This is a genomic window from Chloroflexota bacterium, assembly GCA_026708035.1.
GTDB lineage: Bacteria > Chloroflexota > UBA11872 > UBA11872 > UBA11872 > JAJECS01.
This window is the reverse complement of the sequence record JAPOVQ010000015.1, coordinates 39,290-65,320: the sequence shown is the minus strand read 5'-3', so window position 1 is coordinate 65,320 and position 26,031 is coordinate 39,290. Positions and strand designations below refer to the sequence as shown.

20 protein-coding genes and 1 pseudogene are annotated in these 26,031 nt (G+C 68.6%); 10 read left to right on the top strand and 11 right to left on the bottom strand.

All coding sequences use genetic code 11. The features are described 5' to 3' along the window. Positions 1–6: 6 nt before the first annotated feature. The 3 genes from OXG33_07315 (at position 7) to OXG33_07305 (ending at position 4,100) form a co-directional block, all read left to right on the top strand. Positions 7–465: a 6-carboxytetrahydropterin synthase gene (locus OXG33_07315; protein MCY4113727.1), complete on the top strand. Its 459-nt coding sequence runs from the start codon at positions 7–9 to the stop codon at positions 463–465. Between the two features lie 83 nt (positions 466–548). Further along, on the top strand, positions 549–2,384 hold the full coding sequence (locus tag OXG33_07310; GenBank protein MCY4113726.1) for a GEVED domain-containing protein: 1,836 nt from the start codon (positions 549–551) through the stop codon (positions 2,382–2,384). Positions 2,385–2,435: 51 nt separating this feature from the next. Beyond that, positions 2,436–4,100 (top strand): class A beta-lactamase-related serine hydrolase, encoded by a 1,665-nt coding sequence (locus tag OXG33_07305; GenBank protein ID MCY4113725.1) that lies wholly within the window; start codon positions 2,436–2,438, stop codon positions 4,098–4,100. 176 nt (positions 4,101–4,276) lie between these two features. On the opposite strand, the gene OXG33_07300 is transcribed toward OXG33_07305, so the two are convergent. Beyond that, positions 4,277–4,624 carry a hypothetical protein gene (locus OXG33_07300; GenBank protein ID MCY4113724.1) on the bottom strand — a complete coding sequence of 116 codons (348 nt, stop codon included), beginning with the start codon at positions 4,622–4,624 and terminating at the stop codon, positions 4,277–4,279. Positions 4,625–4,703: 79 nt separating this feature from the next. Between OXG33_07300 and OXG33_07295 the strand changes: the two genes are divergently transcribed. The 5 genes from OXG33_07295 (at position 4,704) to OXG33_07275 (ending at position 12,090) form a co-directional block, all read left to right on the top strand. Next, entirely contained in the window at positions 4,704–5,669 is a 966-nt protein-coding gene (locus OXG33_07295) for an IS1595 family transposase (protein MCY4113723.1), read from the top strand. After that, on the top strand, positions 5,666–7,300 hold the full coding sequence (locus tag OXG33_07290; GenBank protein ID MCY4113722.1) for a DNA methyltransferase: 1,635 nt from the start codon (positions 5,666–5,668) through the stop codon (positions 7,298–7,300). The genes OXG33_07295 and OXG33_07290 overlap by 4 nt, the downstream gene beginning before the upstream one ends. Continuing rightward, the gene (locus OXG33_07285) at positions 7,249–7,797 is read left to right on the top strand and encodes an NYN domain-containing protein (protein ID MCY4113721.1); all 549 of its coding nucleotides are present in this window, start codon (positions 7,249–7,251) and stop codon (positions 7,795–7,797) included. Before OXG33_07290 ends, OXG33_07285 begins: the two co-directional genes overlap by 52 nt. Positions 7,798–8,148: 351 nt before the next feature. After that, complete coding sequence (locus tag OXG33_07280; GenBank protein ID MCY4113720.1) at positions 8,149–8,853, top strand: sulfite oxidase-like oxidoreductase; 705 nt, start codon at positions 8,149–8,151, stop codon at positions 8,851–8,853. A 66-nt stretch (positions 8,854–8,919) separates the two neighbouring features. After that, positions 8,920–12,090, top strand: coding sequence for a serine hydroxymethyltransferase (locus OXG33_07275; GenBank protein ID MCY4113719.1), 3,171 nt, complete (start codon positions 8,920–8,922; stop codon positions 12,088–12,090). A gap of 158 nt (positions 12,091–12,248) precedes the next feature. Here OXG33_07275 and OXG33_07270 read toward each other — a convergent pair whose 3' ends face one another. The 4 genes from OXG33_07270 to OXG33_07255 form a co-directional block, all read right to left on the bottom strand. After that, positions 12,249–13,184 carry a hypothetical protein gene (locus OXG33_07270; protein MCY4113718.1) on the bottom strand — a complete coding sequence of 312 codons (936 nt, stop codon included), beginning with the start codon at positions 13,182–13,184 and terminating at the stop codon, positions 12,249–12,251. Between the two features lie 16 nt (positions 13,185–13,200). Continuing rightward, a complete protein-coding gene (locus OXG33_07265) occupies positions 13,201–13,818 on the bottom strand; it encodes a DNA-3-methyladenine glycosylase I (GenBank protein ID MCY4113717.1) in 618 nt (205 codons plus the stop codon). A gap of 65 nt (positions 13,819–13,883) precedes the next feature. Further along, positions 13,884–15,122 (bottom strand): tyrosine--tRNA ligase, encoded by a 1,239-nt coding sequence (gene tyrS / locus OXG33_07260; GenBank protein ID MCY4113716.1) that lies wholly within the window; start codon positions 15,120–15,122, stop codon positions 13,884–13,886. 202 nt (positions 15,123–15,324) lie between these two features. After that, a complete protein-coding gene (locus OXG33_07255) occupies positions 15,325–16,686 on the bottom strand; it encodes a hypothetical protein (GenBank protein ID MCY4113715.1) in 1,362 nt (453 codons plus the stop codon). 114 nt (positions 16,687–16,800) lie between these two features. Here OXG33_07255 and selD point away from each other — a divergent pair. Continuing rightward, positions 16,801–17,814: pseudogene (gene selD / locus OXG33_07250) on the top strand (selenide, water dikinase SelD). Beyond that, positions 17,801–19,033, top strand: a complete 1,233-nt coding sequence (locus tag OXG33_07245; GenBank protein MCY4113714.1) for an ArsA family ATPase — start codon at positions 17,801–17,803, stop codon at positions 19,031–19,033. The pseudogene selD and the gene OXG33_07245 overlap by 14 nt, the downstream one beginning before the upstream one ends. Before the next feature lie 68 nt (positions 19,034–19,101). Here OXG33_07245 and OXG33_07240 read toward each other — a convergent pair whose 3' ends face one another. The 6 genes from OXG33_07240 to OXG33_07215 all read right to left on the bottom strand — a co-directional run bounded on the left by OXG33_07240 (position 19,102) and on the right by OXG33_07215 (position 25,765). Next, positions 19,102–19,773 carry a Crp/Fnr family transcriptional regulator gene (locus OXG33_07240; GenBank protein ID MCY4113713.1) on the bottom strand — a complete coding sequence of 224 codons (672 nt, stop codon included), beginning with the start codon at positions 19,771–19,773 and terminating at the stop codon, positions 19,102–19,104. A 124-nt stretch (positions 19,774–19,897) separates the two neighbouring features. After that, positions 19,898–21,337 (bottom strand): HAMP domain-containing sensor histidine kinase, encoded by a 1,440-nt coding sequence (locus tag OXG33_07235; GenBank protein MCY4113712.1) that lies wholly within the window; start codon positions 21,335–21,337, stop codon positions 19,898–19,900. Then, positions 21,334–22,035: a response regulator transcription factor gene (locus OXG33_07230; protein ID MCY4113711.1), complete on the bottom strand. Its 702-nt coding sequence runs from the start codon at positions 22,033–22,035 to the stop codon at positions 21,334–21,336. The genes OXG33_07235 and OXG33_07230 overlap by 4 nt, the downstream gene beginning before the upstream one ends. A gap of 126 nt (positions 22,036–22,161) precedes the next feature. Continuing rightward, positions 22,162–23,055: a hypothetical protein gene (locus tag OXG33_07225; protein ID MCY4113710.1), complete on the bottom strand. Its 894-nt coding sequence runs from the start codon at positions 23,053–23,055 to the stop codon at positions 22,162–22,164. Between the two features lie 42 nt (positions 23,056–23,097). After that, complete coding sequence (locus tag OXG33_07220; GenBank protein MCY4113709.1) at positions 23,098–24,063, bottom strand: aminopeptidase; 966 nt, start codon at positions 24,061–24,063, stop codon at positions 23,098–23,100. Positions 24,064–24,184: 121 nt separating this feature from the next. Then, complete coding sequence (locus OXG33_07215) at positions 24,185–25,765, bottom strand: hypothetical protein (GenBank protein ID MCY4113708.1); 1,581 nt, start codon at positions 25,763–25,765, stop codon at positions 24,185–24,187. Positions 25,766–26,031 lie beyond the last annotated feature (266 nt).

Below are 26,031 nucleotides of genomic sequence, written 5' to 3'. Positions count from 1 at the left end.
CCGGTTATGTATGAGATCGTCAAGCACATTGATTTCTGCTTCGGCCACCGCTTGCTGGACTATGACGGCAAGTGCAACCAACCCCACGGCCACAACGGTCGCGCGGAGATACGTCTCCAGGCCGAATCGTTGGACGACCTGGGGATGGTCGCCGACTTCCGTGATGTGCGGCGCACCGTTGAGTCGTGGATCAGCGCCAATCTCGACCATCGCATGATCCTGCGGAGTGGCGATCCGTTGATCGATGCCATCGAGGGTCTTGGTCAACGCGCCTACGTGATGGACGACAATCCGACCACTGAGAATATGGCCCGCATGCTGTTCCAGCAGGTGCGGGAGCTCGGCTTGCCAGTAGTGGCGGTGACGCTCTGGGAGACGCCGGATTCCTACGCCACGTATGCGCCCGAGCCGGCGCGCGCGGCGCGACCCAACGGCGCGGCACGCGCCGCGGTGACGTCCACCTAGCTCGCCGGGGGCGCATGGCCGTGCGGGCGCGCAACGGAGCCCATCGGCCGGTCCCGCGGCGGTCGGGTGGCACGCGTCCGGGCATGACCGGCTGGCGCGCGGCCCTGTGCGCGTCGGGTCTGCTTGCCCTCCTTGCGCTGGGCGGCTGCGAGCCGACGCCCGATGACGCGGCTCCAACCGCCGCGCCATCGCCCGCCGCGATCGCGTCAACACCCGCGGCGACACCGACCCCACCCCCAGCGCCCGAGCCGACGCCGCCGGCCGCCGCTACCCCGACTCCACGACCCCTGGCTGACTTTGGCGACGCGCCCGACGGCGTTTCCGCCGGCTATCCGAATCCGCGGGTGATCGGGCGATTTCCCACCCGGCTGTCGTCGCTCACGGCCGAAGGCCCGGGCGCCCACGTCCGCCGACCTGGGCTCGACCGGCTCGGTTCCAGCGTGACGGCCGAGTCGGACGCCGACGATCCGGCCGATGCCGACGGCGTGCCCAACCTGGTCAACCAGGACGCGGGGGACGACGGCGTACTTGGCCTCTCGGTGAGCCTCGCGCCGCCGCGGGCGCTGGCTCAACTCACCGTCGCGGTCACCCTGGGCCCTGCCGCGCCCGCCGGTCCGCGCCGCATCAATGTCTTGATCGATATCGATCGCGACGGCCGCTGGACGAGCCCGGCGGAATGGGTGCTGCAGGACTGGGAAGTGGACCTCGAGCCGGGGGCGTCCGAAACCTTCGTCAGCCCGGGCTTCTCCATGCTGGACGGACAGGTGTTGCCCGAAGGGGCGTGGATGCGCGTGGTGCTCACTCGTGAAAGCCTCGCCGGTGAGCCGTGGGACGGCAGCGGGAGCTGGGAGTTCGGCGAGGTTGAGGACTACCAGCTGGCGCTGCCGGAGATTTCGCGCCCGGACGGCACCCGTCCGGCACTCGCGGTCGTGGAGTGTCCCAGCCAACTCGAGTGGGTCGAGGCGGTGGTCGTGCTGGAGGCCGCCTGCGCGGTCACCAATGTCGGCGAGGAGGGCGACTTCACGGCACGCGTCGTGCGCAGTTCGGGCTCGGTCACGCTCATTCCCGACACGGTGACCGGCGAGACCCTGCACGCCGGCGCCACGCGGACCGCCACGTTCGTGCTTGTGCGTACTGATACGGAAACCCTCTGGCGAGTGCGCCCAATCACGGTATCGCTGGCCGGGCAGGTCGATGCGGGCGTCGTGGTGCTGGGCATTACCCCTCACCGAACCGCCCTCAGCACCCGCCCGGCCGATCCAGCGGTGCGCACGTTTGACCGCGACGCGCAGGAGGACTACTTCGACATCACCAACCTATCCCCGACGGAAGGATTCGGATTTGCCGACATCCAGCGTGTGGCCCTGGGCGCGGCCGCCATCGACAGCGTCGGGCTCGACATTCTGCGCCGGGCATATTTCACCGTGGGTGGATTGGGCGGAGCGGTGGCCGGCGACTATGTGGCCGCCATCATCGACATGGTCGACCCGATCCCGCTGACCGATTCCGCGATGGGCTGGCGCGTGTCGCTGGCGCTTGAAGCCAATGACGACCCGGCGGACAACTGGCGGCCCCGCGTGCGGGACTTCGACATCTATCAAGGCACCGATCACTGGTATGAGCTCATCTATCTGCCGACCCTCGATCCCGTGTGGCGCATCCAGCGCCGCGTCGCGCTGGCGCCCTCGCAGGCGCTCCCCTCGAACGCCATCGCCTTCATCGACGGACGGCGCGTGCTGCTGCTGATCCCGGAGTCCGAGCTGGAGCGCGCGAACGCCGACGTGCGCTTCCGCGTGATGACTTTCGTGCACGAGCCCGACGATCCGAACGGCACGCTCAAGCCCTCGATGGCCGATGTCTTCCCGCCGCTCGATCAGCCGCTGCAAACATTCGGCCCTCGAACCGACCCGCTCGGGTAGACCGCTCCCGATCCCGACTGCCGGCCTCGTGCTGCCTGACGAGATGCCAAGGTGCCGGCGCGCCGCGCGTGGCGTAAGGTTCGCTGGCAGCGCTCCGGGGGAGGCACGCCGCTGATCCGTCGCCCTATCGGCCGGCGTCGCGTTCTGGCGCTGGGCGCCGCCTCCGCGCTGCTCCCCGTGCTCGCGGGGGCTGCAACAACCGTGCCGGCGGCCGCGGACACCACGGCCACCGCGCCGGACCACGACTTTCCCATCGAAAACGGCCGCCACTACCCCCAAGCCAGCGACGAGTCGGGCCGCGGGTACGAAGTTCGCAATGTCGGCGACGCCACCTGGTGGGATAGCTCCCGGGGCCTCGGCGGTCTGCCGGTGCTGGGTCCGCCGCGCAGCGCGACGTTCGCGGCCGGCGCGTTTGAGTATCAGGCCCTGCGCTATGGCCTGCTGCAGTGGAAAGCGGGCGAACGTCGCGTCGTGCTGGCGAACGCGCTGGAGATCATGGACCGCGCGGGACACACCGATTGGCTCTACGCCGCGCGTCAGGTGCCCCGCCCCATCGAGGATGACGGCTCGACGTCATTCCAGCACGCCGTTGAGATTCGCACCGGCTGGCTCACCGACGACGCGATCCGCGGGGTGTTTGAGTCCAACCCCGACCCCATCGGTCGCCTCGTCTGGACCGCCGACCACTCCCGCGATCGGTGGGGGTTGCCGATGTCCCGCCCCGAGCGCCTCGGCCCGTTCGTGGCGCAGCGATTCCAGCGCGGCGTCTTGCAGCACTGGATCGACGAGGTGGAAGGACTCCCGGCGCCCGGCAGCGTGACGGCGGTGCTGCTAGATGAGGTGCTGCGAGAGGTTGGCGTGATGCCGGAGGCGGCGCTCGCGTCGGTCGACTCGGCGGCGGCGGCGACCCAGGCGGCTGGGAATACCGTCGGCGACCAATTGGAAACCGCCATCAACGCCCGCCTGGCCGGCGAGCCGGGCAACTGGTCGGTCTACGCGGCCCCCTCCGGCTCGGACGCCGAGGTTGCCATCAACGCCGACGACATTGTCCGGGCGGCGAGCTTGTGGAAGCTGCCCGTGCTCGTCGAGGCCTATCGGCAGCGCGCGGTCATCGGTCTTGACTTCAGCTCCATGCTCGAGATGAACCAGAGCGTGCTCGAACGGGTCGCCCCCCCGGCGACGCTCGCGCCCGGCCAGCGCCTCACGATCGAACGCGCGTTGGAGCGGACCATGACTTTCAGCGACAACTCGGCGGCCGTATTGCTCGCCGATCACATCGGCTACCCCAACATGCAGTGGACGCTGGGTCAGCTGGGCCTCGCCGCCACCGACGTGTTCACCACGCAGCCGGTGACGACCGCGCGCGAGGCCGCCAAGCTCCTGGAGGTCGCGCTGGGCATGCGGCCGGCGCACTGGTCGCGGACGCTGGCCGACGTGCAGGGCATGCGCACCCTGCTGCTCGGCGAGACGCGCAACAACCGCATCCCCGCCCAGCTGCCCGCGGGCACCGCCGTGGCCCACAAGACCGGCGACCTCGCCGGCATCTCCAACGACGCCGGGGTCGTCTACCTCTCGACCGGCCCCGTAACCATCGTGATCCTGGCGCACGACGTTCCCGGGCACGGGCGCGCCGAGGCGACGGCGGCCGAAATCGCTGCCATGGTCGTTGCCGCGTATGACCCTCAGACCGTGGCAAGTTCTTCGCCGGCCGGCTGAAAGCACAGGCGAACGTTCAGTTCGGTCGCATTTTCGTGGCAGCGCAGAGTGAACCACTCCCCGGTTTACGGTCGGCGGGTCGATCCGCGAAAAAAGAGCAATCACCCCGGTTGTCTTCGACGGCCGGGAGGGGCCGCCTCCGGTCGGCCCCTTATTTTTGGGGCTTATATGCGTGGTTACCCCGACTCGCCGTCGCCGTTGTTGAGCAATTCGGTATAGCCGCTGTCGGCGAGGTCGCGCGCAATCGCCTCTTTCTCCGCCAGCGCCTCGCGCAGCGACTGGAGGTCGGCTAGGACTGGCTCGATTTCGATGGTGGCGACGCGGTCACGGAACGTGTCAGACGCGATGTCATAGAGCGGGTTGGTATAGCGTTTGGGCTCGCGCCCTTCGAGAACCGTCGCCACCACGTCAATCGTGCTGCCGACGCGTCGCAGGCGTGAGCGGAGACAGGCGACCCGCCGCTTCGCATCGAGATATGCCTTAATCGTGAGGGCAATCTCGGTCTGGACTTCGTCGCCGTTCACCCCGCCATTTTGCTCCGTTGCCCTTGACACCTTGCCGCGCTTGGGGTAAGCTTGTCCCATAAATCGAAGGGGGCAAGCGATGGCACGACGGGCACCGGGCAAGCACTACCGAAAAGGTCTCACCATTATAGACGCCGTTGGCCTCTTTGCCGACGACGCAGCCGCCGAGGCCTGGTTTGTCGAGCAGCGCTGGCCGGACGGCGTCCACTGCCCCGCCTGCAACGCCACGGACATTCAGACGCGCCGCACCCGCAAGCCGCAGCCCTACCGCTGCAACGCCTGCCGCAAGGACTTCTCCGTCAAGACCGGCTCGATCATGCACGGCTCCAAGCTCCCGCTCAAGACGTGGGGCATGGCCATGTACCTGCTGGCGACGGGCCTCAAGGGCACGTCCAGCCTCAAGCTCCACCGCGACCTCGGGATTACCCAGAAGTCCGCGTGGCACCTGGCGCACCGCATCCGCAAGACGTGGGAAGCCGACGCCAGCCCGTTTGAGGGGCCGGTCGAGGCCGACGAAAGTCACTTCGGCGGCCTGGAGCAGAACAAGCCGGAGCACCGCAAGTTGCACGCCGGACGGGGCACCGTCGGCAAAACCGCCGTGGCTGGCGTCAAGGACCGGACCACGAACCGCATCAGCGCGGCCGTGGTGCCGGACACGACGGGCGCCACGCTCAAGGGCTTTGTCCGCGAGCGCACGCAGCCCGACGCGATGGTGTACACCGACGACGCCACGGCCTATCAGGGCCTCCCCCACCACGCCAGCGTGACGCACCGTGTGGGCCAGTGGGTCGATGGCCTCGCGCACACCAACGGCCTCGAATCCTTCTGGTCAATGATGAAGCGCGGCTACCACGGCACCTACCACAAGATGAGCCCCAAGCACCTCGACCGCTACGTCGGCGAGTTCGAGGGCCGCCACAATCAGCGGCCCGCCGACACGCTGGACCAAATGCGGCGAATGGTGCGGGGCATGGACGGCAAGCGGCTCACCTACGGAGCGCTCACGCAGGCCAACGGGCTGCCCAGTGGCGCACGGCGCGTATGAGCGCCAATTGGGCGAACCAAACCATGTGGACGGGCGACAATCTGCCGATCCTCCGGGGCATGAACTCGGACTCGGTGGATCTGATCTACGCCGATCCCCCCTTCAACTCCAAGGCCAACTACGCGGCGCCCATCGGTTCGAAAGCGGCGGGCGCGGCGTTCAAGGACACGTGGGGCCTCTCCGACGTGGACGCCGAATGGATCAACCTGATCGAGGCGAAGCATCCGCGCGTCTACCGCGTGCTGCTGGCGGCCATGACGGACGGCGATAAGTCGTATCTGGCCTACATGGCCGCGCGGCTGCTGGAATGCCAGCGCGTGCTGAAGCCGACCGGCTCGATCTATCTGCATTGCGACCCCACCATGAGCCACTACCTGAAGCTGCTCATGGACGCCGTGTTTGGCAAGGGGAATTTTCGAAACGAGATTACGTGGAAGCGGCGGCACGGATTTTCGAGCGCTGTCCACAAGTCGAATCGGTTCGGCGTCTGCACCGACACTGTGCTGTTTTTCGCGGCAAGCAGTGCCGCGCCGTTTCGTCCGCAGTACAACCGGGATCATCCGGCATATCAGGCCTACGTCGAAAAGAGCTTCCGGCTCGTGGACAACGATGGACGCCGCTATCAAGCGACAAGCCTGACGAATCCCGCCTATCGGCCCAATCTGATCTACGACTACAAGGGGTATCCGGCTCCCCGTAATGGCTGGATGATCACCCGCGAAAAAATGGAGCAATGGGACCGTGAGGGCCGCATCCACTTTCCGGCGAACCCCACCGGCCGGTTGCGCCGAAAAAGCTTTGCGGACGAACTCAAGGGGCTGCCCATTCAGAATATTTGGGACGACATTCAGCAAATCGGCTCCCACAGCAGCGAGCGCATCGGCTACCCGACACAGAAGCCGCTCGCGCTCTTGGAACGCGTCATCCAGGCATCCTCAACCGAGGGTGACGTGGTGCTCGATCCCTTCTGCGGCTGTGCGACCGCTTGCGTCGCGGCCGAGAAACTCGGCCGCCAGTGGGCGGGCATCGACATATCGCCCAAAGCCGCCGAACTGGTCGAGCGCCGCATGCGCGACGAGCTGGGCCTGTTCTATCAAGGGGCGCACCGCACCGACATTCCCAAGCGCACCGACTTGGGGAAGCTGCCCGCCCCCCACACGCACCGGAACGCGCTGTACGGCGAGCAGGGGGGCGATTGCGCAGGCTGCGGCGAGCACTTCCGCATCCAGAATCTCGAAGTGGACCACATCATCGCCCGCGCGAATGGCGGGACGGATCACGTGGGCAACCTGCAACTGCTGTGTGGCAACTGCAACCGCGTCAAAGGCGACCGCGGCATGGCCTATTCTGCGCGTCAAGCTGGCGCTCTAGAGGAGGGACGGCATGAGCACCGACACACCGGCCAAGCGCAAGCGGGGCCGCCCCACCACGCGGATTATCGAGCCGATTCCCGACACGCTGGAAAACCTCGCGCAAGCGATGGTGCGCCCCCGCTCCAAAGCCGAACGGGCGCGGATCATCGAGGCCGCCCGCCAGGCGGCGGGGTAACCACGTATATAATCCCCTTATTTTTTGTGGCATGCGCGCCAACTTCTACATCGACGGCGTCAACTTGTACTACGGCGCCTTGAAGAGCACGCCGTACCGCTGGCTCGACCTGCGTGAGATTTGCAGACGCAGCATTCGTACGGGTGAAGATCTGTATCGCATTCGCTACTTCACGGCAGATATCCGAGGCGATCAGTCGAAGGTGATTCGACAGCAGCTGTACCAACGAGCCCTTGGCACTATCGACAATCTCACAATCCATAAGGGTCGATTCTCGCGGCATCCGCGTTGGATGCCACTGGTCAACCCACCGGCTAGAGGCTCACGGCACGCCTACGTGTCTCGGACTGAAGAGAAGGGCTCCGATGTCAATCTGGCGGTCCATCTGGTCCTCGACGCCGCCCGCCGCGACTTTCAGAGCGCCTACGTTCTATCCGGTGACACCGACTTGGTCGAGGCCATCCGTGTTGTTACCCAGGAATTTAGACGCCCGGTTCACGTGATCAACCCGCACGGCGGCAAGGGGCGCCGGTTGCAGCAGGCCGCGACTTCGTACGCCCCCCTTGATCACGAGCTTTAGCCGGAGTGTCAGTTCCCGCAAGAGCTTTCAGACCATCGCGGCACATTTCACAGGCCTCCGGATTGGGGATGAGGGTCTGTTGCGGGTCATGAACCATTGCCAGCGGATGGCGCGCGAGCATGAGATGACTGCGACGCTAGGGTTGGGCGCCAGTTCGATTGGACTTCGGGGTGCGTTCCATGCTCCCAACTCCAGAAGGGGCGCCGGCCATCAAGGCGGACCGCTAGCCGAACCCCGGCCGGCTGAGACCTCGCACGCCTCCGGCAGGCTTGTGTGCGTGATACCACGCACCACCGGACGACTTGAACAGTACCATCGGGTAACAGATACGCGTTGCTCATGGAGCGGACCATGTTCGACCGGCTCTTTGGCTCCCGCGCCGCCGTGGCGCCGGACACGCCCGACGTCAGCCCGCGCCCGCCCGAGTTGCGCGAGCCGCGCCTTCCACCCGGCCAGACGCTCACCTCCAAATGGCCCGTGCTGCACTACCAGGAGCCTGCCGCCTACGACATGAACCTGTGGGACTTCCGCGTGACCGGTCTGGTGGAGGAAGAGGCGCGTTGGAGCTGGGACGAGTTCACCTCGCTGCCGCGCACCGAGATCACCTCGGATATCCACTGCGTCACTCACTGGAGCCGCTACGACAACCTGTGGGAAGGCGTGCACGTGCGCGAGGTGCTCAAGCGCATCAAGCCGCTTCCCGGCGCGGACTACGTGATGATCCACGCCGATCCCGGCTACACCACCAACGTCACCCTGGCCGAGTTGGACCAGGACGACGTGCTGTTTGCCATCAACCACGACGGCGGCCCGCTGCCGCAACAGCACGGCGGACCCCTGCGACTGGTGCTGCCGAGCCTGTACTTCTGGAAGAGCGCCAAGTGGGTGCGCGGCCTGGAGTTCATGGACCACGAGGAGGCCGGCTTCTGGGAGAAGGGCGGCTATCACGTCCGCGGCGATCCCTGGCTCAATGAGCGTTTCGGCGGCCGCGTGCGCATGACCATGCAGGAGGCTCGGTCCAAAGCCCTCCGCGAAGGCCGCCGGGTCGTCGAATAGCCGGCGGCGTTCGTCGCGCTCGCTAAGCCGCCGTACGCTTATGCCGCTGATCTCAAGGATTCCCTGATGTCCCTCGACCGGACCTACGCCGACCTTGCGCTCGACCGCTCCGTGGCCGACGTCGACCCGCTGGTGGGCGACCTCATCGAGCGGGAGCATGCGCGCCAGCGCGACAAGCTCATCCTGATCCCGTCCGAAAGCCTCACGCCCAAGCCGGTGCGGGACGCGCTGGCGTCGCCCTTCACCAGCATCTACGCCGAGGGCTATGCGGCGGCCGCAATGATCCGCGACCAGGAGGAAGCGCTGGCGGACCTCGACCGGCAGCTCGCCCGCACCCGGCGCTACGGCGATCGCCGCTACTACCAAGGCAATGAGTTCAGCAACCTGGTGGAGGCGCTGGCGCAGCGCCGCTGTGCCGACCGCTTTGCCAACGACCGTGTGTCCGCGGACCGGCTGTGGGTCAACGTGCAGCCGCTCTCGGGCGCGGCGGCCAACAACGCCGTCGAGGAAGCCCTGCTCGACCCCGAAGACACCATCATGGGTCTGGCCCTGGCCCACGGCGGGCACCTGAGCCACGGAGCGTCCGTCAACCGCTCGGGACGGCGGTTCAAGTCGACCAGCTATCGCATTTCGGGGCCCGACGCGCAGCTCGACTACGACGACATCGCCGCGCGGGCAAAGGCCGCCCGCCCCCGGCTGATCATCGCCGGATATACCTCGTACCCATGGGCGCCCGACTGGGAGCGCTTCCGCGCCATCGCCGACGACGTGGGCGCGCTGCTGATGGCGGACATCTCGCATCCGGCCGGGCTCGTCGTCGCGGGCGCCTATCCCTCGCCGGTGGGCATTGCCGACGTCGTGACCTTCACGACGCACAAGACGCTGTTCGGCCCCCGCGGCGCGGTGATCCTGTCGCATCGACGCGACCTGATGCGCGCCATCGATCGCTCGGTGTTTCCCGGCGAGCAGGGCGGCCCGCACCTCAACAAGATCGCGGCCATGGCGGTGATGTTCAAAATGGCGGCCACCGAGGCCTTCCACCGCACCCAGCACAAGATCATCGCCAACGCCAGGGCGCTCGTCGACGCCCTGGAAGCCGAGGGCGTCGGCGTGGCCTACGGCGGCACCGACACGCACCTGTTCGTGGTGAATCTGCGCCGGGTCGGGGCCCAAGGCGATCTGCGCGGCGAGCCGGCCGTGCGCATGCTGGAAGCCCTCGGCATAGTGGCCAATCGCAACTCGGTGCCCGGCGACCGGGGCTTCGCCGCGCCCACCGGCATTCGCATGGGCACGCCCTGGCTGACCCAGCGCGGCTACGGCCCCGACGACATGAAGACGCTGGCCGGCATCCTGGCGCGCGCATTTCGCGCCATGCACGGCGTGACCTACACGGGCCGCAGGACCCCGCGCTTCCGCGGGCGCATGGCCTACGACGCCATGCGGTCGTTGCGCGCCGAGGTGCTCGACTTTGCCCGCCGTGGGCACGCCGAGGGTGCGCCGCCCAGCGATCCGCCGGCCAGCAGGTCAGGTCTGCTGCTCGTTCGCGGCGCCCGCGCGCTGTCGTTTCTGGACGAGATCGCCAACCGGCGCCTGCGCGATCTCGAGCCGGGGCAGACGCGTCATGTGGCCCTCGCGGGTCCGCCCGGCAGCGATGCAGTCAACGCGATCGTGGCCCGACCCGCGGAGGCTGCCGAAACTTCCGCCCTGATCGCCGTCGATCCCGACCACGCCGATGCGCTCGCCGACTGGCTCCAGGCGGCGTCCGACGGCTACGTGATCGTCGATCCCAATGAGCCGAGCCGGAAGCTCAGCGGCCCGGTCACGGTGACCGTGGCCGACGGTGATGCACCGGCGCTGACCGACGCTGTGGCGAACCCTGGCGTGACTGGCCCGCCGCCGGACGCGCCTCCCGACGACGCGTCCCGCCCCTGGTTCGTGGGCCGGCGCCCGGTCGCCGCCGGCAGCGACGGGCCGCAGCCGTTCGACTGGCGCGAGCCCGAGTCCGAGGAGCTGCACCACACGCCCCTGCACCCGTTCCACGCCGAGCAGGCGAAGAAGCTAATCCCCTTCGCCGGCTGGGACATGCCCGTCTGGTACACGAGCATCGCGGCGGAGCACGAGGCCGTGCGCAAGTCGGGCGGGCTGTTCGACGTGGGGCACATGGGCGTCTTCGCCGTCTCAGGGCCGAATGCCGCGGAGTTTCTGGACCTCGTCGTCACCGGCAGCGCCAGCCGCCTTCGCGTGGGCCGCGCGGCCTACACCTACCTGCTCGACGCCAACGGAGATTGCCTGGACGACCTCATCATCTACCGTCTGGCCCGCGACCGCTTCATGGCGGTGGTCAACGCGGCCAACGCGCCGAAGGCTTGGGCCTGGCTGACGGGTGTGAACGACGGCGCCTACCAGGTCGTCGCGGGCGACGGCGCGGCGCGATTGCCGGTGCGCGCCGAGCTCTTGGACCTCAAGAGCCCGGCCGCGGGAGACGCGGCGCGGCTGGACCTGGCGTTCCAGGGACCGAAATCGCGTCAAGTCCTCCAGCGAATCGTCGCCACGGACGAGGAGCGGCGCGCGCTGGACGCCATGCGCATGAACCACGTCCGCGCCTTTACGCTCGCTGGCGCCGATGTCGAGATCTCCCACACCGGCTACACGGGCGAGGCGACCGGCTTCGAAATCTTCGTGCACCCGGACGCGGCGCGGAGCGTGTGGGACGCGATCCTCGAGGCAGGGGCGGACGACGGCGTCGTGCCGGTTGGCCTCGGAGCGCGCGACTCCACGCGCACCGAGGCCGGATTCCCGCTCTACGGACACGAGCTTGCCGGGCCGCTGGACCTCACGCCGGGCGACGCGGGGTTCGGCCGCTTCGTCAAGGCCTACAAGCCGTTTTTCGTCGGGCGCGATCCCTACGTGCGGCGCGAGGCCGAGCGCAAGTCGTCCATCGTGCGCTTCTCGATCGCCGACGAGCGCACCCCCATGGCGCGGCAGGGCGATCCCGTCACCGATCCACGCGGCGCCTGGATCGGCACCGTCACCAGCGCCACGCGCGCGTCCAGCGGTCGCCAGATCGGCATGGCCCACGTCGCTTCCAGGCACACGCGACGGCGCACCGAGCTGCGCATCTTCGCCGGCGTATCGGCCCGCCGCGCCGGCCGCCCTCAATCGCCCGCTGACCTGGGCCCCGGCGGCCGCTACGCCCTCCCCGCCGCCGCCACCGTCATCACGCGGTTCCGCGGCTAGGAGAACCAGGCCTACCCCGTCATTCCGGCGAAAGCCGGAATCCAGTCCGGTCGACCCTGGCGGCGCGCTGAATGCCTGGCGTAGGGGCGGGTCTCAGACCCGCCCGTCCCCAAGCATCCAGGGGTGGGCCGTGGGGCCAATCGCGTATGGGACGCCTTCTATCCAGGTCCCGGGCCGATCAACAGCGCATACACCCTCGGCAGCGCACTGAGCGTCTGTTGCCAGCTGCGCCCGCCGTCTTCCGAGCCATAGAGCGCCCCGTCGGGACCGGCGAAGGCCGCGTAGGGGCCGTCGGCCACCAGGTTATGGGTGTCGATGTTGCCGTCGAATTGGTCAGGCAACCCGTCCTGGCAGCGCACGAAGGGCTCGCCGCCGTCGAGCGATCGCCGATACACGGCCGCATTCTGGCCGCCGGGTCCACGCGCGACCGAGAGCAGGATGGTGGACTCGCTGAGGGCCACGGCCCGGGCGTAGGTCGCGTGCAGACCGCCGACGTCTAGCTCCCACGAGTCGCCCCGGTCGCGCGAAACGGCCAGCCCGCGCGCGGTGGCGGCCAGCAGCAGGCCGTCGTGGCCCGCGGGCGCGATGATCTGGTGCGCGTCGGCGCGGATATCCAGAGCCGTCGCCTGCCAGGACTCGCCGTCGTCGATCGACCGCAGCACCCCGCCCACGTGCACGTTGGCGTAGAGCGCGTCCTGTTCGTCGATGGCCAATGAGCGAGTCGCCGGCGGACCGCCCCACGGCGTGAACCAGTGTTCGCGGCCCTCGGCCTGGTCGAAGCCTGCTACCGGCGCGAGCGCCTCGTTGCCAAGCCGCGTCGAGCCATCAAACCGTCGGAGAAACGCGCCTTCCGTTCCAACGAGAACACTTGTGGACGTGGGTAAAACACACGTCAGCGCGGGATCGCCCAGCGCCCCCGCGGATGCCGCAACTGACATCCGACCGCCCTTGAGTCGCCAGACCTCGCGCCCGTCGACGACCAGCCACGCGTCGTCGGGGCGTCCGGCCAGCGCGCGGATGGCACGTCCGCCAAGACCCAGCGGCGCACCGTCGGCGTCTCGCAGGCCCTCGCGGGTCCCAATGAGCAGCCTCATGGCCAGCGCCTCCGGATCAGCTGCCACCGGACGCCTTGTAGCAGTAGGGGTGGTGCGGCACGGGAATCAGGCCGGTGGCTTCCAGGAAGCCGCGCGCCACGCCCGGCCCCATGAAGGCGAAGGTCTTTCGCAGCACCTTGATCTTGTCCTCGGCGTCGTCGGGCAGCTGCCGCAGAAACGACGCCAGGTCGCCGTGCTCGGCCTGGAGCTCGAGCACCGTGCGCGCGTTGGCGATGGCCGCGTCGATCTTCTTCGCGCTGCGGACCACGGTGGGGTCGTTCATCAGGCGCGTCACCTCGGCGGGTCCGTAGGAAGCGACCGCGTCGATCTCGAAGGCGTCATACGCCCGGTGCAGGCTCTCGCGCTTGTTCCAGATCAGCGTCCAGCTCAATCCGGCGTGGAAGACTTCCAGCATCATGCGCTCGAAGTATTCGCGGTCGTCAGCCGGCGGCTCGCCCCAGAAGTCGTCGTGGTAGATCGTCAAGTCCGGGTTGCGCTGGGCCCACTCGCAGCGCATCGTCTGCCCGGCCGCGCGGCGCAGTCCCGCGTCGGCCATGTCCTCCGGGGTGGCGGACTTGCGCAGCTTCACGCGGCGCGGCGGCACTACCTCGTCCGGCTGGCGTCGGGATGCCATACAGCCTCCTCAGCGGTCGTTTGCTTCAGCTTCGAGGGTAGCGGCCTGCGGCGATTCCCGGCCACCTACGGTTCCACGGCGACGCGGTGATACCGCTTCCGTCCGGCGCGCAGCAGCAGGCCGTCGTCGGGCACCTGCGAGCGGTCCACGACGGCCTCCGGGTCCGAGGCGCGCGATTCCCCGATGTACGCCCCGCCCTGCGCGATCAACCGGCGTGCGGCGCCCCGCGACGGCGCCAGGCCGGTGCGCACCAGCAGGTCGACGATCGGAATGCCCGCCTCCAGTTCGGCCGCGGTCACCAGGGTCGTGGGCACGGCCTCGGCGTCGCCCGCCGCGTCGGCAAACAGCGACCGGGCCGTTTCGCGCGCGGCGTCCGCCGCCTCGCGACCGTGCACGGTGGCCGTCACGTTGTGAGCCAGCGCCTGCTTGGCCCGCCGGATATCCGGTCCGCGCAGGTCGCGCAGCGCGGCAACCTCCGACATGGGCAATGTTGTCAGCATGCCCAGCGCCTGCGGCACCAGGGCGTCGGCCAGGTTGATCCAGTGTTGGTAGAACTCGAACGGCGGCGTGCGGTCGGGGTCCAGCCACACCGCGCCCGCCGCGGTCTTCCCCATCTTCTCGCCTTCCGCCGTCGTCAGCAGCGGGGCCACCAGCCCGAAGGCCTGCGTGCGCTCCACGCGGCGAATAAGGTCGACGCCGGCCAGGATGTTGGACCATTGATCGCTGCCGGCGATTTGCAGCGTGCAGCCGTATTCGCGGTAGAGATGCAGGAAGTCGTAGGCCTGCAGCAGGCGGTAGTTCAGCTCGATGAAGTTCAGGTTTTCGCCGGCCTCCAGGCGGTTGCGATAGGTGTCGGTGGCCAGCATTTCGTTCACGCTGAAGTGGCGCCCGATGTCCCGCAGGAACTCCAGGTAGCCCAGCCCGGCCAGCCAATCGGCGTTGTTGAGCACCAGGGCGTCGCCCTCACTGAGATCGACGAACCGCTCCAATTGACCGCGGATCGCCGCCACGTTCGCCGCCACGTCCTCTTGCGTGAGCAGCGCCCGTGTGTCCAGCCGGTCCGAAGGGTCGCCGATCATTCCCGTGCCGCCGCCCGCAATCAGGATGGGACGGTGGCCTGCCTGTTCCAGGTGGTGCGCCATCATCAGCGTCACCAGGTGGCCGGCCGTCAGGCTTGTCGCGGTGGGATCGAACCCCACGTAGAAGGTCAGGGGCCCGTCGAGGGCGCGGCGCAGCGCGGCGGCGTCGCTGGCGGCCGAGATCAGGCCGCGCGCGTCAAGAACGTCAAAGGCATTGGCAGGCATGGATGAAACTCGTTGAGGAAGGCGCCTGGCGTTGGCGCCGGCATGCGTCGGATGGCGTGCCACCGACGTGGTCACGCGAAGCCGGCGGCGTTTCGCTAGGCGTCCACCGCCGGCCGCCTATACGCCCAACGCATGCGGGGCTCCGGGGCGTTCCTAGCAGCCATGGACGATGCTAGGCGGCGGCGGCCCGCACCGTCAATGCTCAGTGGTGCTGGGAGCACTGCTCGGACCACTCATCCTCAACCAACGCGCGCACGGTCTCGCTGCCCGCCTGCACGGCCTGCAGCCGGGAATTCTCCATCCGTTCCAGGGGCGATTGCGGGTCTTCCGCCCCGGCGGCGCCCATCAGTGAGCTCCAGGCGCTCGCTTCCGCAATCACGGCGCGGATTTCCGCCTCGAGACATGCAGCGTCCGACGGGACGTACCGCTCATCGTGGAAATCCGCCAGATGCTGCAACTCGTGCGCCAGCACCGCCGCCACGGCCTCGAGTCGCTCGTGCTGGAGGTCGCGGTTGACGGCAATTCGCGACGGTGGATTGAACGTCGCGTAGACGTCGATTGGGAGTGACCGATAGCGGATCGGGGCGGAGACCTCTGCGGCGGCCACGAGGCCCGGCGTAGCCGACGGCACCCCCTCCAACAGGCGCAGCGCCTCGGCGAGCGCGTCGTCGATGACGTTGTAGTTCCGCTGCGTCGTCCAGGCGAGAATCGCGTCCACGTAGACCTCCGCCCCGTCGCGCAGATCCAGCATGCGCGTGTCGTCATGCGCATGGGGCGTCGTGACCGCCGAATCCCCGAGCACCAGGTCCTTGTAGTGGTCGCCGCTATTGACCAGCACCACCGTGCCAACCGGCTGGCCCCCATCGACCGCTTCCACCCAGTGCTGCAGCGCCGTCCGCTGGAAGCGCTGTACCACGAATGGCCCGAACGTCTCCGGACGTGACATGGGCAAACCGTGGAGCTCGATGGCGGCATCCACGCTGTCGGCCTCGATGGGATTGGCCAGGAACGCCTGCGTGATCGCTGAGTCGGTCATCCAGCCCATCCGCACGGCCCGCGCGTCGGCCAGCGTCGTGGACTCGTCGGGCTCGGTGCGGGGGATCGAGCGCGCAAAGAGCGCCTCGTCGTGTCCGGCCTCGCGCAGGATCTCGTAGACGTTTGCCAGCTGGACCTTGCCATCGTCCGGCGACCATTGCATCAGGGCGCGCTGGGTGAGCTGGTAGATGAACCCGCCCGGACCGATCCACGGGCGCGACGTCGGATATCCCATCACGTCGAGCCCGCCATAGCGCGTGAAGGCGTCGAAGAACCGCGGCCCATCGGCAAAGTTGCGCACGCCGAATCCGGTGCCGTCCTCACCGAGTCCCGGATAGAACCATCCCGAGGACACGGCGATCGCCACCGGCGAGTCGCGCTTGGCCGCGTCGACATCGGGCTCTCGGGCGGCGGCGCCCGATGCCGACACCGCGGCGATCAGCCCCATGCCGAGCGCGACCGCCCGCACCCGCCGCAGGCAGCGGCGACCCGCCGATGTCCTAAGTGTCTGCGGCACGGCCTGCTTCATCTGGAGCCCTGCGGCGCCTCCCGCGTACTGTAGATTGCCAGAGTGACTCTGAATGTGACGCGACCGAAGCTCACGCGGTATTCGCCCGGCGCCGGCTGAGCCTGCAAGCTCAGCCCGACCGAGCTGGCGCACGTGATGCGCCACATGCCGCAAATGGCGCACGTCGACCTGCTGGTGGACGCCGCCACGATGGACGACGCCGCCGTCTATCGGGTGCGCGACGACCTTGCCATCGTGGCGACCATCGACGTGTTCACACCCATCGTCGACGACCCGTACGACTTCGGCGCCATCGCGGCGGCCAACGCGCTCAGCGATGTCTACGCCATGGCCGCCACGCCGCTGCTTGCGCTCAACCTCGCCGGGTTTCCGCGCGACACGCTGTCACTCGACGTGCTCGCGGAGATCCAGCGCGGCGGCGCCGACACGGTGCTCGAGGCCGGCGCGGTGGTCGCGGGTGGGCACTCCGTGGACGATCCGGTGCCCAAGTTCGGCATGGCGGTGATCGGCACGGCGCATCCGAATGCGCTCATCACCAACGCGGGGGCGCGTCCCGACGATCTGCTGGTGCTCACCAAACCCATCGGGACGGGCGTCATCAGCACAGCGCTCAAGCACGACGCCGCGCCTCCCGAGGCTTTGGACGCCGCCGTCGCCAGCATGCGGACGCTGAATCGAGCGGCGGCGGAGGTGGCCAGCACGTTCGGCGCCCACGCCATGACGGATGTCACGGGCTACGGGCTCTTGGGGCATCTGCGCGAAATGATGCAGGCCAGCGGCTGCTCGGCCACGGTGTTCGCCGACCACGTGCCCGTATTCCCCGGGGTGCGCGAGCTCATCGCCGCGGACGAGGTGCCGGGCGGCACCGAGCGCAACCTGGCCGCGCTCGATGGCCAGGTGGAGTGGCTAGCTGAGCTTCCCGCCGCTGAGCGGCTGCTCCTCGCCGACGCCCAAACGAGCGGCGGGTTGCTCATCGCCATTCCGCCGGAGGATGAGCACGCATTTCGGGAAGCGCTCGCGGCGGCGGGCGTCTTGACCGCGGCCACCGTCGGGCGGGTGGTCGCCGCGCGCGGAGCGCCGCTGCACGTCAGTCTCTCGCACCTGGAGCCCGACCTTGCCACCCGCTAGCGACGCCCGCGTCATCCTCTACACCGGCAAGGGCGGGGTCGGGAAGACCAGCGTCGCCGCCGCGACCGCCTTGCGCTGTGCGGAGCGCGGGGCGCGAACCATTGTCCTCAGCACCGACGCCGCACATAGCCTCGGCGACTCCCTGGACCAGCCGCTCGGCCCCGAGCCCATAAAGGTGGCCGATCGACTGTGGGCGCAGGAGTGCGACATCTACTACAACCTCGAAACCTATTGGGGCACGGTCCAGTCCTGGTTCGAGGCGCTGCTGACCTGGCGGGGCGTCAACGACCTCCTGGCCGAAGAGATCGCCGTGCTGCCGGGCATGGAAGAGCTCGCCAACTTGCTTTGGATCACCCGTCACGTCGAGTCGGGTGACTTCGACGTGGTGATCGTGGACTGCGCCCCCACCGGTGAGACGCTGCGCCTGCTGGCGTTTCCCGAGGTCGGGCGCTGGTGGATGGACAAGCTGCTGCCGATCAATCGCCAGCTCGCGCGCATGGTTCGCCCGATGGCGCGGCGGGTCACCGATTTGCCGCTGCCCGAGGATTCCGTCTTCGTCGCCATGGGCGAGCTGGTCGAAGAGCTGGAGAAACTGCGGGAGTTGCTCACCCGTCCGGGCCAATCGACCGTCCGAATCGTGGTGAATCCGGAAAAGATGGTCATTCGCGAGGCCCAGCGCAGCTTCACCTACCTGACGCTGTACGACCACATCACCGACGCGCTGGTGGTGAACCGTCTGGTCCCCGCGGAGGCCACGGGAGACTTTGCCGCCAGCTGGCGCCGCATGCAGCAGCGCTATATGCGTGAAATCCACTCCATGTTCGATCCCGTGCCCGTCCTGCAGATCCCACAGTTTCCGGAGGAAGTCGTCGGGCTCGACCGGCTGCGGGCCATGGGGGAGTTGATGCACGGCGATGATGACCCGGCCGCCGTCCTGGTGCGCGAGCGCCCGTATCACATTGCCCAAATCGACGGCGAGTTTGAGTTTCAGATCCCGGCCCCCTTCATCGACCGCCGCAACGCGGCGCTGATCCGCCGCGGGGACGAGCTGGTCGTGCGCATGGGCGCGGCGCGGCGCAACATCGTCCTGCCGCGCGCCCTGGCCCGCATGGAGCATCAGCGGGCGCGGCTCGAGGAGGGCCAGCTGCGGATCAGGTTCGTGCCGCGCTCCTCGGCGGAGTCGCCGCCGGACGCCGCGTCGCCGCCGACGACGAGCTAGGCGCCCAGGCGGGTGACCGCCTGGACGCCTGGGGTTGCCCGTCTGGCAGCCTGCCGGACGGGCGTGGGCTACGTGCCCGAGGGGTAGTAGCCCAGAAGCTGCTGGAGCTTCGAGAGGCTCAAAATTGAGATCAGCCGCTTGCGCCCTTGCGCGGGCGCCAGGGCGCCCGCCCGCCGCAGCGTGCTGATGGCGAGACTCACGCTCTCCCGCACCGTGCCGAGACGCTGCGCCAGCTCCTCGTGCGTCACTTCCAGGTCCGTGGTGCCCTCGCGTTCGGCCATTTGCAGCAGGGCCAGCGCCACCGAGTCGGCCACGCTGGCCAAGGCGGTGTGGCTCGCCCGCGTCTCGACCGCGGCCAGGCGCCGAATCTGCGATCGGACGAGCTCGACGCTGAAGCTTGGGTACTTACGCAGCAGACGCTGAAACGCGGCCCCTTCGAGCCAGGCCACGTGCGCCGGCGCATCGGCCTCGATGAAGGTGCGCTCGTAGGTCTCGCTGGGGAAGAGGTTCTCGAACCAATCCCCCTGCCGCAGCGAGGCCGTCGCGAGCTGTTTGCCCTTCGGGCTCAGCCGCCAGACGGTGATTGCCCCGTCGCACACGATGCCGACCCGCGGACGGTCCACTGCCGGGTCCATCACGAGGTCGCCGGCGCGATATGTCGCCGGGTGCGCGCCTTCCGCGCGCAGATTAGCCATGAGCTTGGCGCCCACGGTCCGGTCTCCGTCAGTGTTCGACGTCATTGTCGACCACTCCTCCGTTTAGCACGGGCGACGTCCGCCGCGTCACTCGGAGCATAGGCCGACAGCCGGACCGAATCATGAAAATCAGGTGAAAACATTTCGCCGGCCCAAGCGGGCCGGTGGATCAGATGTGATACCTCAGGTTCGCGCGGTCTTCCGCCGGGACGGCGTGACCGTTCGCGGGGAGACGCACCTCGAAAACCGCGCCGCCAAGCTCGCTGCGTCCCGCCTCCACGCTGCCGCCATGCGCTTCCGCCACGCGCTTGACGATCGTGAGTCCCAGCCCGGTGCCGCCGGTCGCACGCGACCGCGAGGGATCCACCCGATAGAACCGGTCGAAGATGTGGGGCACGTGCTCGGGGTCGATCCCGCGGCCGTCGTCCGCCACCACCAGCCGCGCCATGCCGTTGTGCCGTCGCACGTCAACCTCAATCCGGCCCGCGGGTTCGGTCGCCGCGATGGCGTTCTGCACCAGGTTGCGCACCACGCGTTCGAGCCTATCGACGTCCCCAGAGATCAGCACCTCGCCGTCCCCCTGCACCCACAGCTCGCGGCTCCCCGCCAGCGGTTCGAGGTCATGGACGGCTCGCTCGGCCAGCGCGCGCACCTCCACCGGCTCGAAGCGCATTTCCGTCGCCGCGTCCAGCTCGGCAATGGCCAAGAGGTCGTCCACGATTCGCTGCATGCGCGTGGCTTCGCGCAGGATCGCGTCCGCGGCCTCATCGTCCGCGCCGGATGCCGCGCCGCGGCACAGGATTTCGGCATTGCCGCGGATCACCGTCAGCGGCGTTTTCAGTTCGTGCGACGCGTCGGCCAGAAAGCGGTGCTGCGAGGTCACCAGTTGCTCGATCGAGTCGAGCATCCGATTGAACGTCCGGCCCAGCGTCTTGATCTCGTCCCCGCCCTTCCCAACCTCGATCCGGCGGCTAAGGTCCCCGACCTGATAGATCGCCTCCGCGGTGCGGGTCAGGTCCTTGACCGGGTTCATGGACTTGCGCGTGAGGTACAAGCCGCTCACCAGGGCCACGGCAACCACGCCGGCCATCCCGCCGAGCAGATAGCCATGGAACGGCAGAATGGCGCCCTCGGCGACGTCGACCGAGCTTGCGACCTGCAGCACCCCCTCGATCTGGCCCTGCCAGACGATCGGCGCAATCAGGACGCGCATGCGGGTGCCGTCCTGCAAGCGCACGTCCTCGAACTGCTCTTCACCCGTGCGCAGCGCCTCGTACACCCCCGGAGTCACAGGGAGCTGCCGTCCGCGCAGATTCGCCGAGGTCATTTCGGGGATGCCGGACGGGTTTACGAATTGGTGGTAGATGTCGGGCTGCGCCAGTTGCGACGCGATCGAGTCCGGCAGGAGACGCAGCGTCGGTTGCACGCCCGCGACCGGCTGGCCGGCCTCACCGAGTTCCAGCACGTGACCCGCGCGGCCCTGCAGCGCCACGTCCACTTCGCTCCGCACCCGCGCCGCAAGGAGAAAATGCAGCAGCAACCCAAACCCGAGCACCGTGGCCACCACAAAGCCCACGTACCACAGCGCCAGCTTGAGCCGGATGCTCACGCGGTCTCCTTTCGCAGCACGTAGCCGACGCCCCGCACGGTGTGAATCAGGCGCGGGTGGTCATCCGTTTCGAGCTTGCGTCTGAGGTAGCCGACGTACACGTCCACCACGTTCGACACGGCTCGCGGTTGGTAGCCCCACATCCGATCGAGCAACTCCGACCGCGTGAGAACGCGGCCCGGCTGCTCCAGCAGCGCGCGCAAGAGTTCGAACTCGGTCTGCGTCAGGCTCAGGGGTTCGCCCATCGCGGTGACCTGCCGCGCCCCGAGGTCCATCTGCACGCCGTCGAAGGACAGCACCCGGCGCTCGGCCGGCCCGTGCCGGCGCAGCAGCGCTCGCACGCGGGCCACCAACTCGCCAAAGGCGAAGGGCTTCGGCAGGTAGTCGTCGGCCCCGGCGTCGAGGCCGCGGATTCGGTCCGCCACGCGATCCCGCGCCGTCAGGAAAAGGACGGGAACGTCGTTCTTCGCCCGGACCTGGCTGAGCACGTCGAAGCCGTCGAGTCCCGGCATCATCACGTCCAGGATCACCACGTCGGCTGCTCCGGCGTTGATGACCTCGAGCGCTTGCGCGCCATCGGAGGCCACGCGCACGTCGAACCCCTCGATGCCCAGGCCGCGTCGCAGCATGTCCAGGATCGCCGGATCGTCATCAACGGCCAAGATCCGGGGAGTGGGATCGACGTCGGCGCGCGCCACGGGTCGCCCGCCTATCGCGACGGAGGCACGGCAGGGCCGGAGCGCCGCCCGACGTCACCGTGCCTCGGCCTTGGCGCCATGCCACTCTGCATCTGACTGCCTCGCTTCAGTGTAGTGATCCGGTCCTCACCCGCGCACGAGATCCGTTTCCACCACGCGCCGCAGGATGCTCACCGCGTCGAGCAGCTCAGCCGTGTCATCGATCCGCGCGATCTGGATGACCATCCCCGCGACGCCGTCGCGGACGGCAACGGCCAGGCGAGCCTCATAGATGTCGCCGCCGCTAGCCACGCGCGTCCGTGCGGCGCCCGAAGCGGCGCCTATGCCCGGCGACGGGAGCGGCTCGAGCTCGGTGACTTCCGCCGCCCGCGCTGCCGCCTGGAGCCCTTCCACCAGGCCGAGCGCCAGGCTCTCCAGAAACGTATCCGGTCGCTCGATGATGCCGTTGACCACTTGCACGTCCACGGGCTCGACCGCGCGCCCCGCCAGCACAAGCGCAAGCAGGAACGGTTCGCCGCGCCGCACGACCAACGGGTCGAGAAACTGGTCGGCCAGCCCCACTGCATCGGCGGTGATTTCGCCGTCTCCGGGCTGGAACACCGTCAACGCGGGGTCGTCCGGCAGGTCGCCCGGACCCGGGAGCAGCGCCAGCAGCTCGGCATCGGTGGGCGGCACCGGACCCGTCGGCGTTGGCGGAATAGTCGGCGACGCGGCGGCATCTGGGGACGCCTCAGGCGTCGACGTGGCGCCCGGCGTCACTGGCGGAGCCGGAGCGGGGGACGGCGTGGCGGTTACGGACGGCGTAGGGGTCGGCGTGGCGGTGGCAAACGGTATTGGCGTCCAGGTGGGAGTCGGATCCGGCGTGACCGTGGCCGGCGGGCGGGCCGTCGTGGCTGGCACGCCCGGCACGTCACAGGCTCCGAGCAGTGCGCCGAGGATCGCCATGACCGCCACGGCTCGAATCGAGATGCGCGCAACCGGTGCGGCGGAGTCGTGTGGCGTGACTGGCGGCCCTCTCATGGCAGGCCCGCGATTCTAGTGGCGTTGCTGGAAGCCGTGTGCTCAGCCGGCGGGCGACACCCGCTGCCCGTCCCGCACGATCATGCGGCCGTCGACGTGAATGGTCGGACGCGCGATCACGCCGTCCTGATGAAACGGCACGTCGACGGTGCCGCCAATGTGAAGGCTCGCTCCCAACGCCACGTGCGCCGTGCCCGCCACTTTCTCGGCTTCCAGCACGTTTCCGCTGAGTTGCGCATTGGGGTTTGTGCCGATGCCCAGTTCCGCAATGTTGCGCGCCCCATCGCCCACCTCCGCGAACACTGTTTCAAGCTGGGCGGCGCCGGCGCCTTCCACTCCCACGGCCAGACCGTCCTGAATTCGGATTCGCATCGGCGGGTCCGGCAGTACGTCCTCGATCATCGAAGCCGCGTCGATGACGATGGTTCCGGTCGCGGTGCCCTCCACCGGCGCGATGAACGCCTCCCCCGCCGGCAGGTTCCCCATGTCGCCCGGCGTCGTGAAGTGTCCCGTGTCAGCCAGCCCGTCCCGCCCCACGGCGCTGAACGTCAGGTCGCAGCCGCCGGGTGAGGTGAGCGTGACCTCCGCGCCGGCGCTCAAGATGGCCGCGAGCTCTTCCGACTCGCGCGCAATGGCCGAGTAGTCAGCCGCCAGCGTCCGCATGGCCATCTCATAGGTGATCGAGGGCATGCTCGCCACCCGGGCGCCGGCGTCCGTCGCCGCCGTGCGCGCGCGGGTGTGCGTCAGCGACTTCGACGTGGGCAGCACGCAAACCGTCGCGGCGCGCATGGCGTCGGCGACTTCCGGCGGCGGCTCGCTGCCGTGGCGCTCGGCCACCGGCATCACCAGCAGCGTCACGTCGCCCGCGTGCCGCAGCGCGCCGGCATGGAACAGCTCGCCGATGGCCCGCTTCGGGGGATCGCTCACGATCAACACGCGGTCGTCGGCAGCCACCGCCAGGCACTGGCGCATCACGTTGTCGACCATCGCCAGTTCGTCCGCGGTCAACCTACGCGGTGGGTGCGAGTCCGGTCGGACTGATGAATCGTGACTCATTCGGTGTCTTCGAATTGGCAATCCGGGAAATGATATCCGCGGCGTTGCCGCTGGCGCCTTTCCGTCCCGACCCTTAGCCGCGCACGAGAAACCGTGCAGCGCGCCGAACGATTGCGGCGTCGTGTCCAATGACCACCAGCACCGAATCCGCCAAGAGCCGAGCGTGCGCCGTGCGCCGGTCACCGCGCCAGACCGCCGTCGTGGCATCCACTTCCGACGTGCCCGGTCCCAGGCCGCCGCCGACAAGATGGTCCACCATGGCCATCCAGAATTCGTCCAGGTCGCGTTCGGTATCCCAGCGAAACTTCATGACCAACAGCCCCTGGCCATCCTCGTGCTGATACAGGGCATAGGCGTCCCCGCCCCAGCCCGCAGCCGCTACTGCCGCCGTCGGGACGGCCGGTGTTCCTCCCAGCCACACGTTCACCATGAACTCGCCAAAGACATCACGCCGCACTTCACTCCAGCCCGCGGGCAGCGAGTCGATCAGCGTTGGCAGATCAACCTCCAGCGGCGCCTCGTTGGCGGCATACTTCGCCGGATGCAGCACCTGCTCGGTTGACGCCGGCAATCGGGCATAGGCGGCGTCAACCGCACGCCAACCGCCATCCAGCAATGCCGTCACAAAGGCGTGGCCTGACAGATAGGGAAAGAGCAGCACGGCCTGCAGCGCCGGCGGCGACCGGGAGAACGAATTGTCCGGCGGCTGCGCGGACGATCCCAACTCGGCGAGTTGCTCGCGGCTCAGTTGCCGCATGGCGTACCGCAACTCGGCTACCGTCGCGTCGCCTTCGATAAGCGCCAAGAGCGCGGCCAAGGCATCTTGATTGCCTTCCACGCTGTCTTCCAGCGCATCCAGGTCGAATGCGCGGTCTTGGAGCGCATGCACGTATTCGTGCGCCAGCGTCACGATGATCATCGGGGCCGCCGCATCGTGGTCGCCGATGATGACGATTTCCTCTGTCTCTGAGTCGTAGAAGCCCGCAACTTGCTCGGTATAGAGCGCCAGTTGCAGCTCGTAGAGGTTCTGGTCGGGGCGAATCAGACCGAGCAGCTCCCACTCCAGCTGATCGGCCGCCGCCTCGTCCGCCGGATACTCCTCGTCGATCTGGGCGGGCAGCCACACCGCAAACTCTTCGGGCGTCATCAGCGACGCCGGAACGTCCCACGGCTCGAGGCCACGCCAAGCCGCAAGCCTTGGGCCCATGGCCGCCAGCAGCGCCGCGAGCTCGGGCGTTACGGGGCGCGCCGGCTGTGGCTCGACCGTAGGGGCCGGCGTGGCCGACGGCGTGGGCGTGACCACCCTGGGCGTCGGCGCTGGGACAGGTGACGGCGTTGGCGGAGGCGTCGACGTGGCGGCTACCGGTTCAGCCGCGGCGGTGGGTGAAACCTCCGCGCGAACGGTGGTGGGGACTGCCGTCGCCGGCGCCGGCTGGGTTCTGGTCGGCGCCGGGGGCGGCGTCCCGACAAGCGCCGCCACCGTCGCGGGCGCTTCGACTTCCGGTCTCGCGTCGTCGGACGGGGCGCAGGCCCATGTCAGCGTCAGCACGAGCGCCAGCGCCGCCGTCCACGCCAGGCGTCGACGCAGTGGCCGCAACTTCAGCAGTGTCCCGCGCGCATTGGCGCACAACGCGCGGGGCTCAGCGTGATCCATTCGTCCTATCGCCGCCCGCCTGGAAACCCTTGCGTATTCGCTCCCCCGGTGCCTGGAGCGCAGGTCCGGCCCCCTCTCCCCTGGAGGGAGAGGGTTGGGGTGAGGGGGATCCGAGGTTCGGGCGTGGGATGTCGCGCATGTATGCAAGGTTCTCCTCTGGGGGAGCGTGGACCCGAGCCACGTGACGGCAAGCCTCCCGAGGCGTCTTGCGCGAGGATATCCCTCCGGCTCGCGGCGCGGTGTGCCGGCTCCTACACTCGCCTCCG

Bases quoted from the DNA above. Each gene is read 5' to 3' on its own strand.
- OXG33_07315 (MCY4113727.1), top strand. From the start codon at position 7: ATGTATGAGATCGTCAAGCACATTGATTTCTGCTTCGGCCACCGCTTG.
- OXG33_07310 (MCY4113726.1), top strand. From the start codon at position 549: ATGACCGGCTGGCGCGCGGCCCTGTGCGCGTCGGGTCTGCTTGCCCTC.
- OXG33_07295 (MCY4113723.1), top strand. From the start codon at position 4,704: ATGGCACGACGGGCACCGGGCAAGCACTACCGAAAAGGTCTCACCATT.
- OXG33_07290 (MCY4113722.1), top strand. From the start codon at position 5,666: ATGAGCGCCAATTGGGCGAACCAAACCATGTGGACGGGCGACAATCTG.
- OXG33_07285 (MCY4113721.1), top strand. From the start codon at position 7,249: ATGCGCGCCAACTTCTACATCGACGGCGTCAACTTGTACTACGGCGCC.
- OXG33_07280 (MCY4113720.1), top strand. From the start codon at position 8,149: ATGTTCGACCGGCTCTTTGGCTCCCGCGCCGCCGTGGCGCCGGACACG.
- OXG33_07275 (MCY4113719.1), top strand. From the start codon at position 8,920: ATGTCCCTCGACCGGACCTACGCCGACCTTGCGCTCGACCGCTCCGTG.
- OXG33_07270 (MCY4113718.1), bottom strand. From the start codon at position 13,184: ATGAGGCTGCTCATTGGGACCCGCGAGGGCCTGCGAGACGCCGACGGT.
- OXG33_07265 (MCY4113717.1), bottom strand. From the start codon at position 13,818: ATGGCATCCCGACGCCAGCCGGACGAGGTAGTGCCGCCGCGCCGCGTG.
- tyrS (MCY4113716.1), bottom strand. From the start codon at position 15,122: ATGCCTGCCAATGCCTTTGACGTTCTTGACGCGCGCGGCCTGATCTCG.
- OXG33_07255 (MCY4113715.1), bottom strand. From the start codon at position 16,686: ATGAAGCAGGCCGTGCCGCAGACACTTAGGACATCGGCGGGTCGCCGC.
- OXG33_07240 (MCY4113713.1), bottom strand. From the start codon at position 19,773: ATGACGTCGAACACTGACGGAGACCGGACCGTGGGCGCCAAGCTCATG.
- OXG33_07225 (MCY4113710.1), bottom strand. From the start codon at position 23,055: ATGAGAGGGCCGCCAGTCACGCCACACGACTCCGCCGCACCGGTTGCG.
- OXG33_07215 (MCY4113708.1), bottom strand. From the start codon at position 25,765: ATGGATCACGCTGAGCCCCGCGCGTTGTGCGCCAATGCGCGCGGGACA.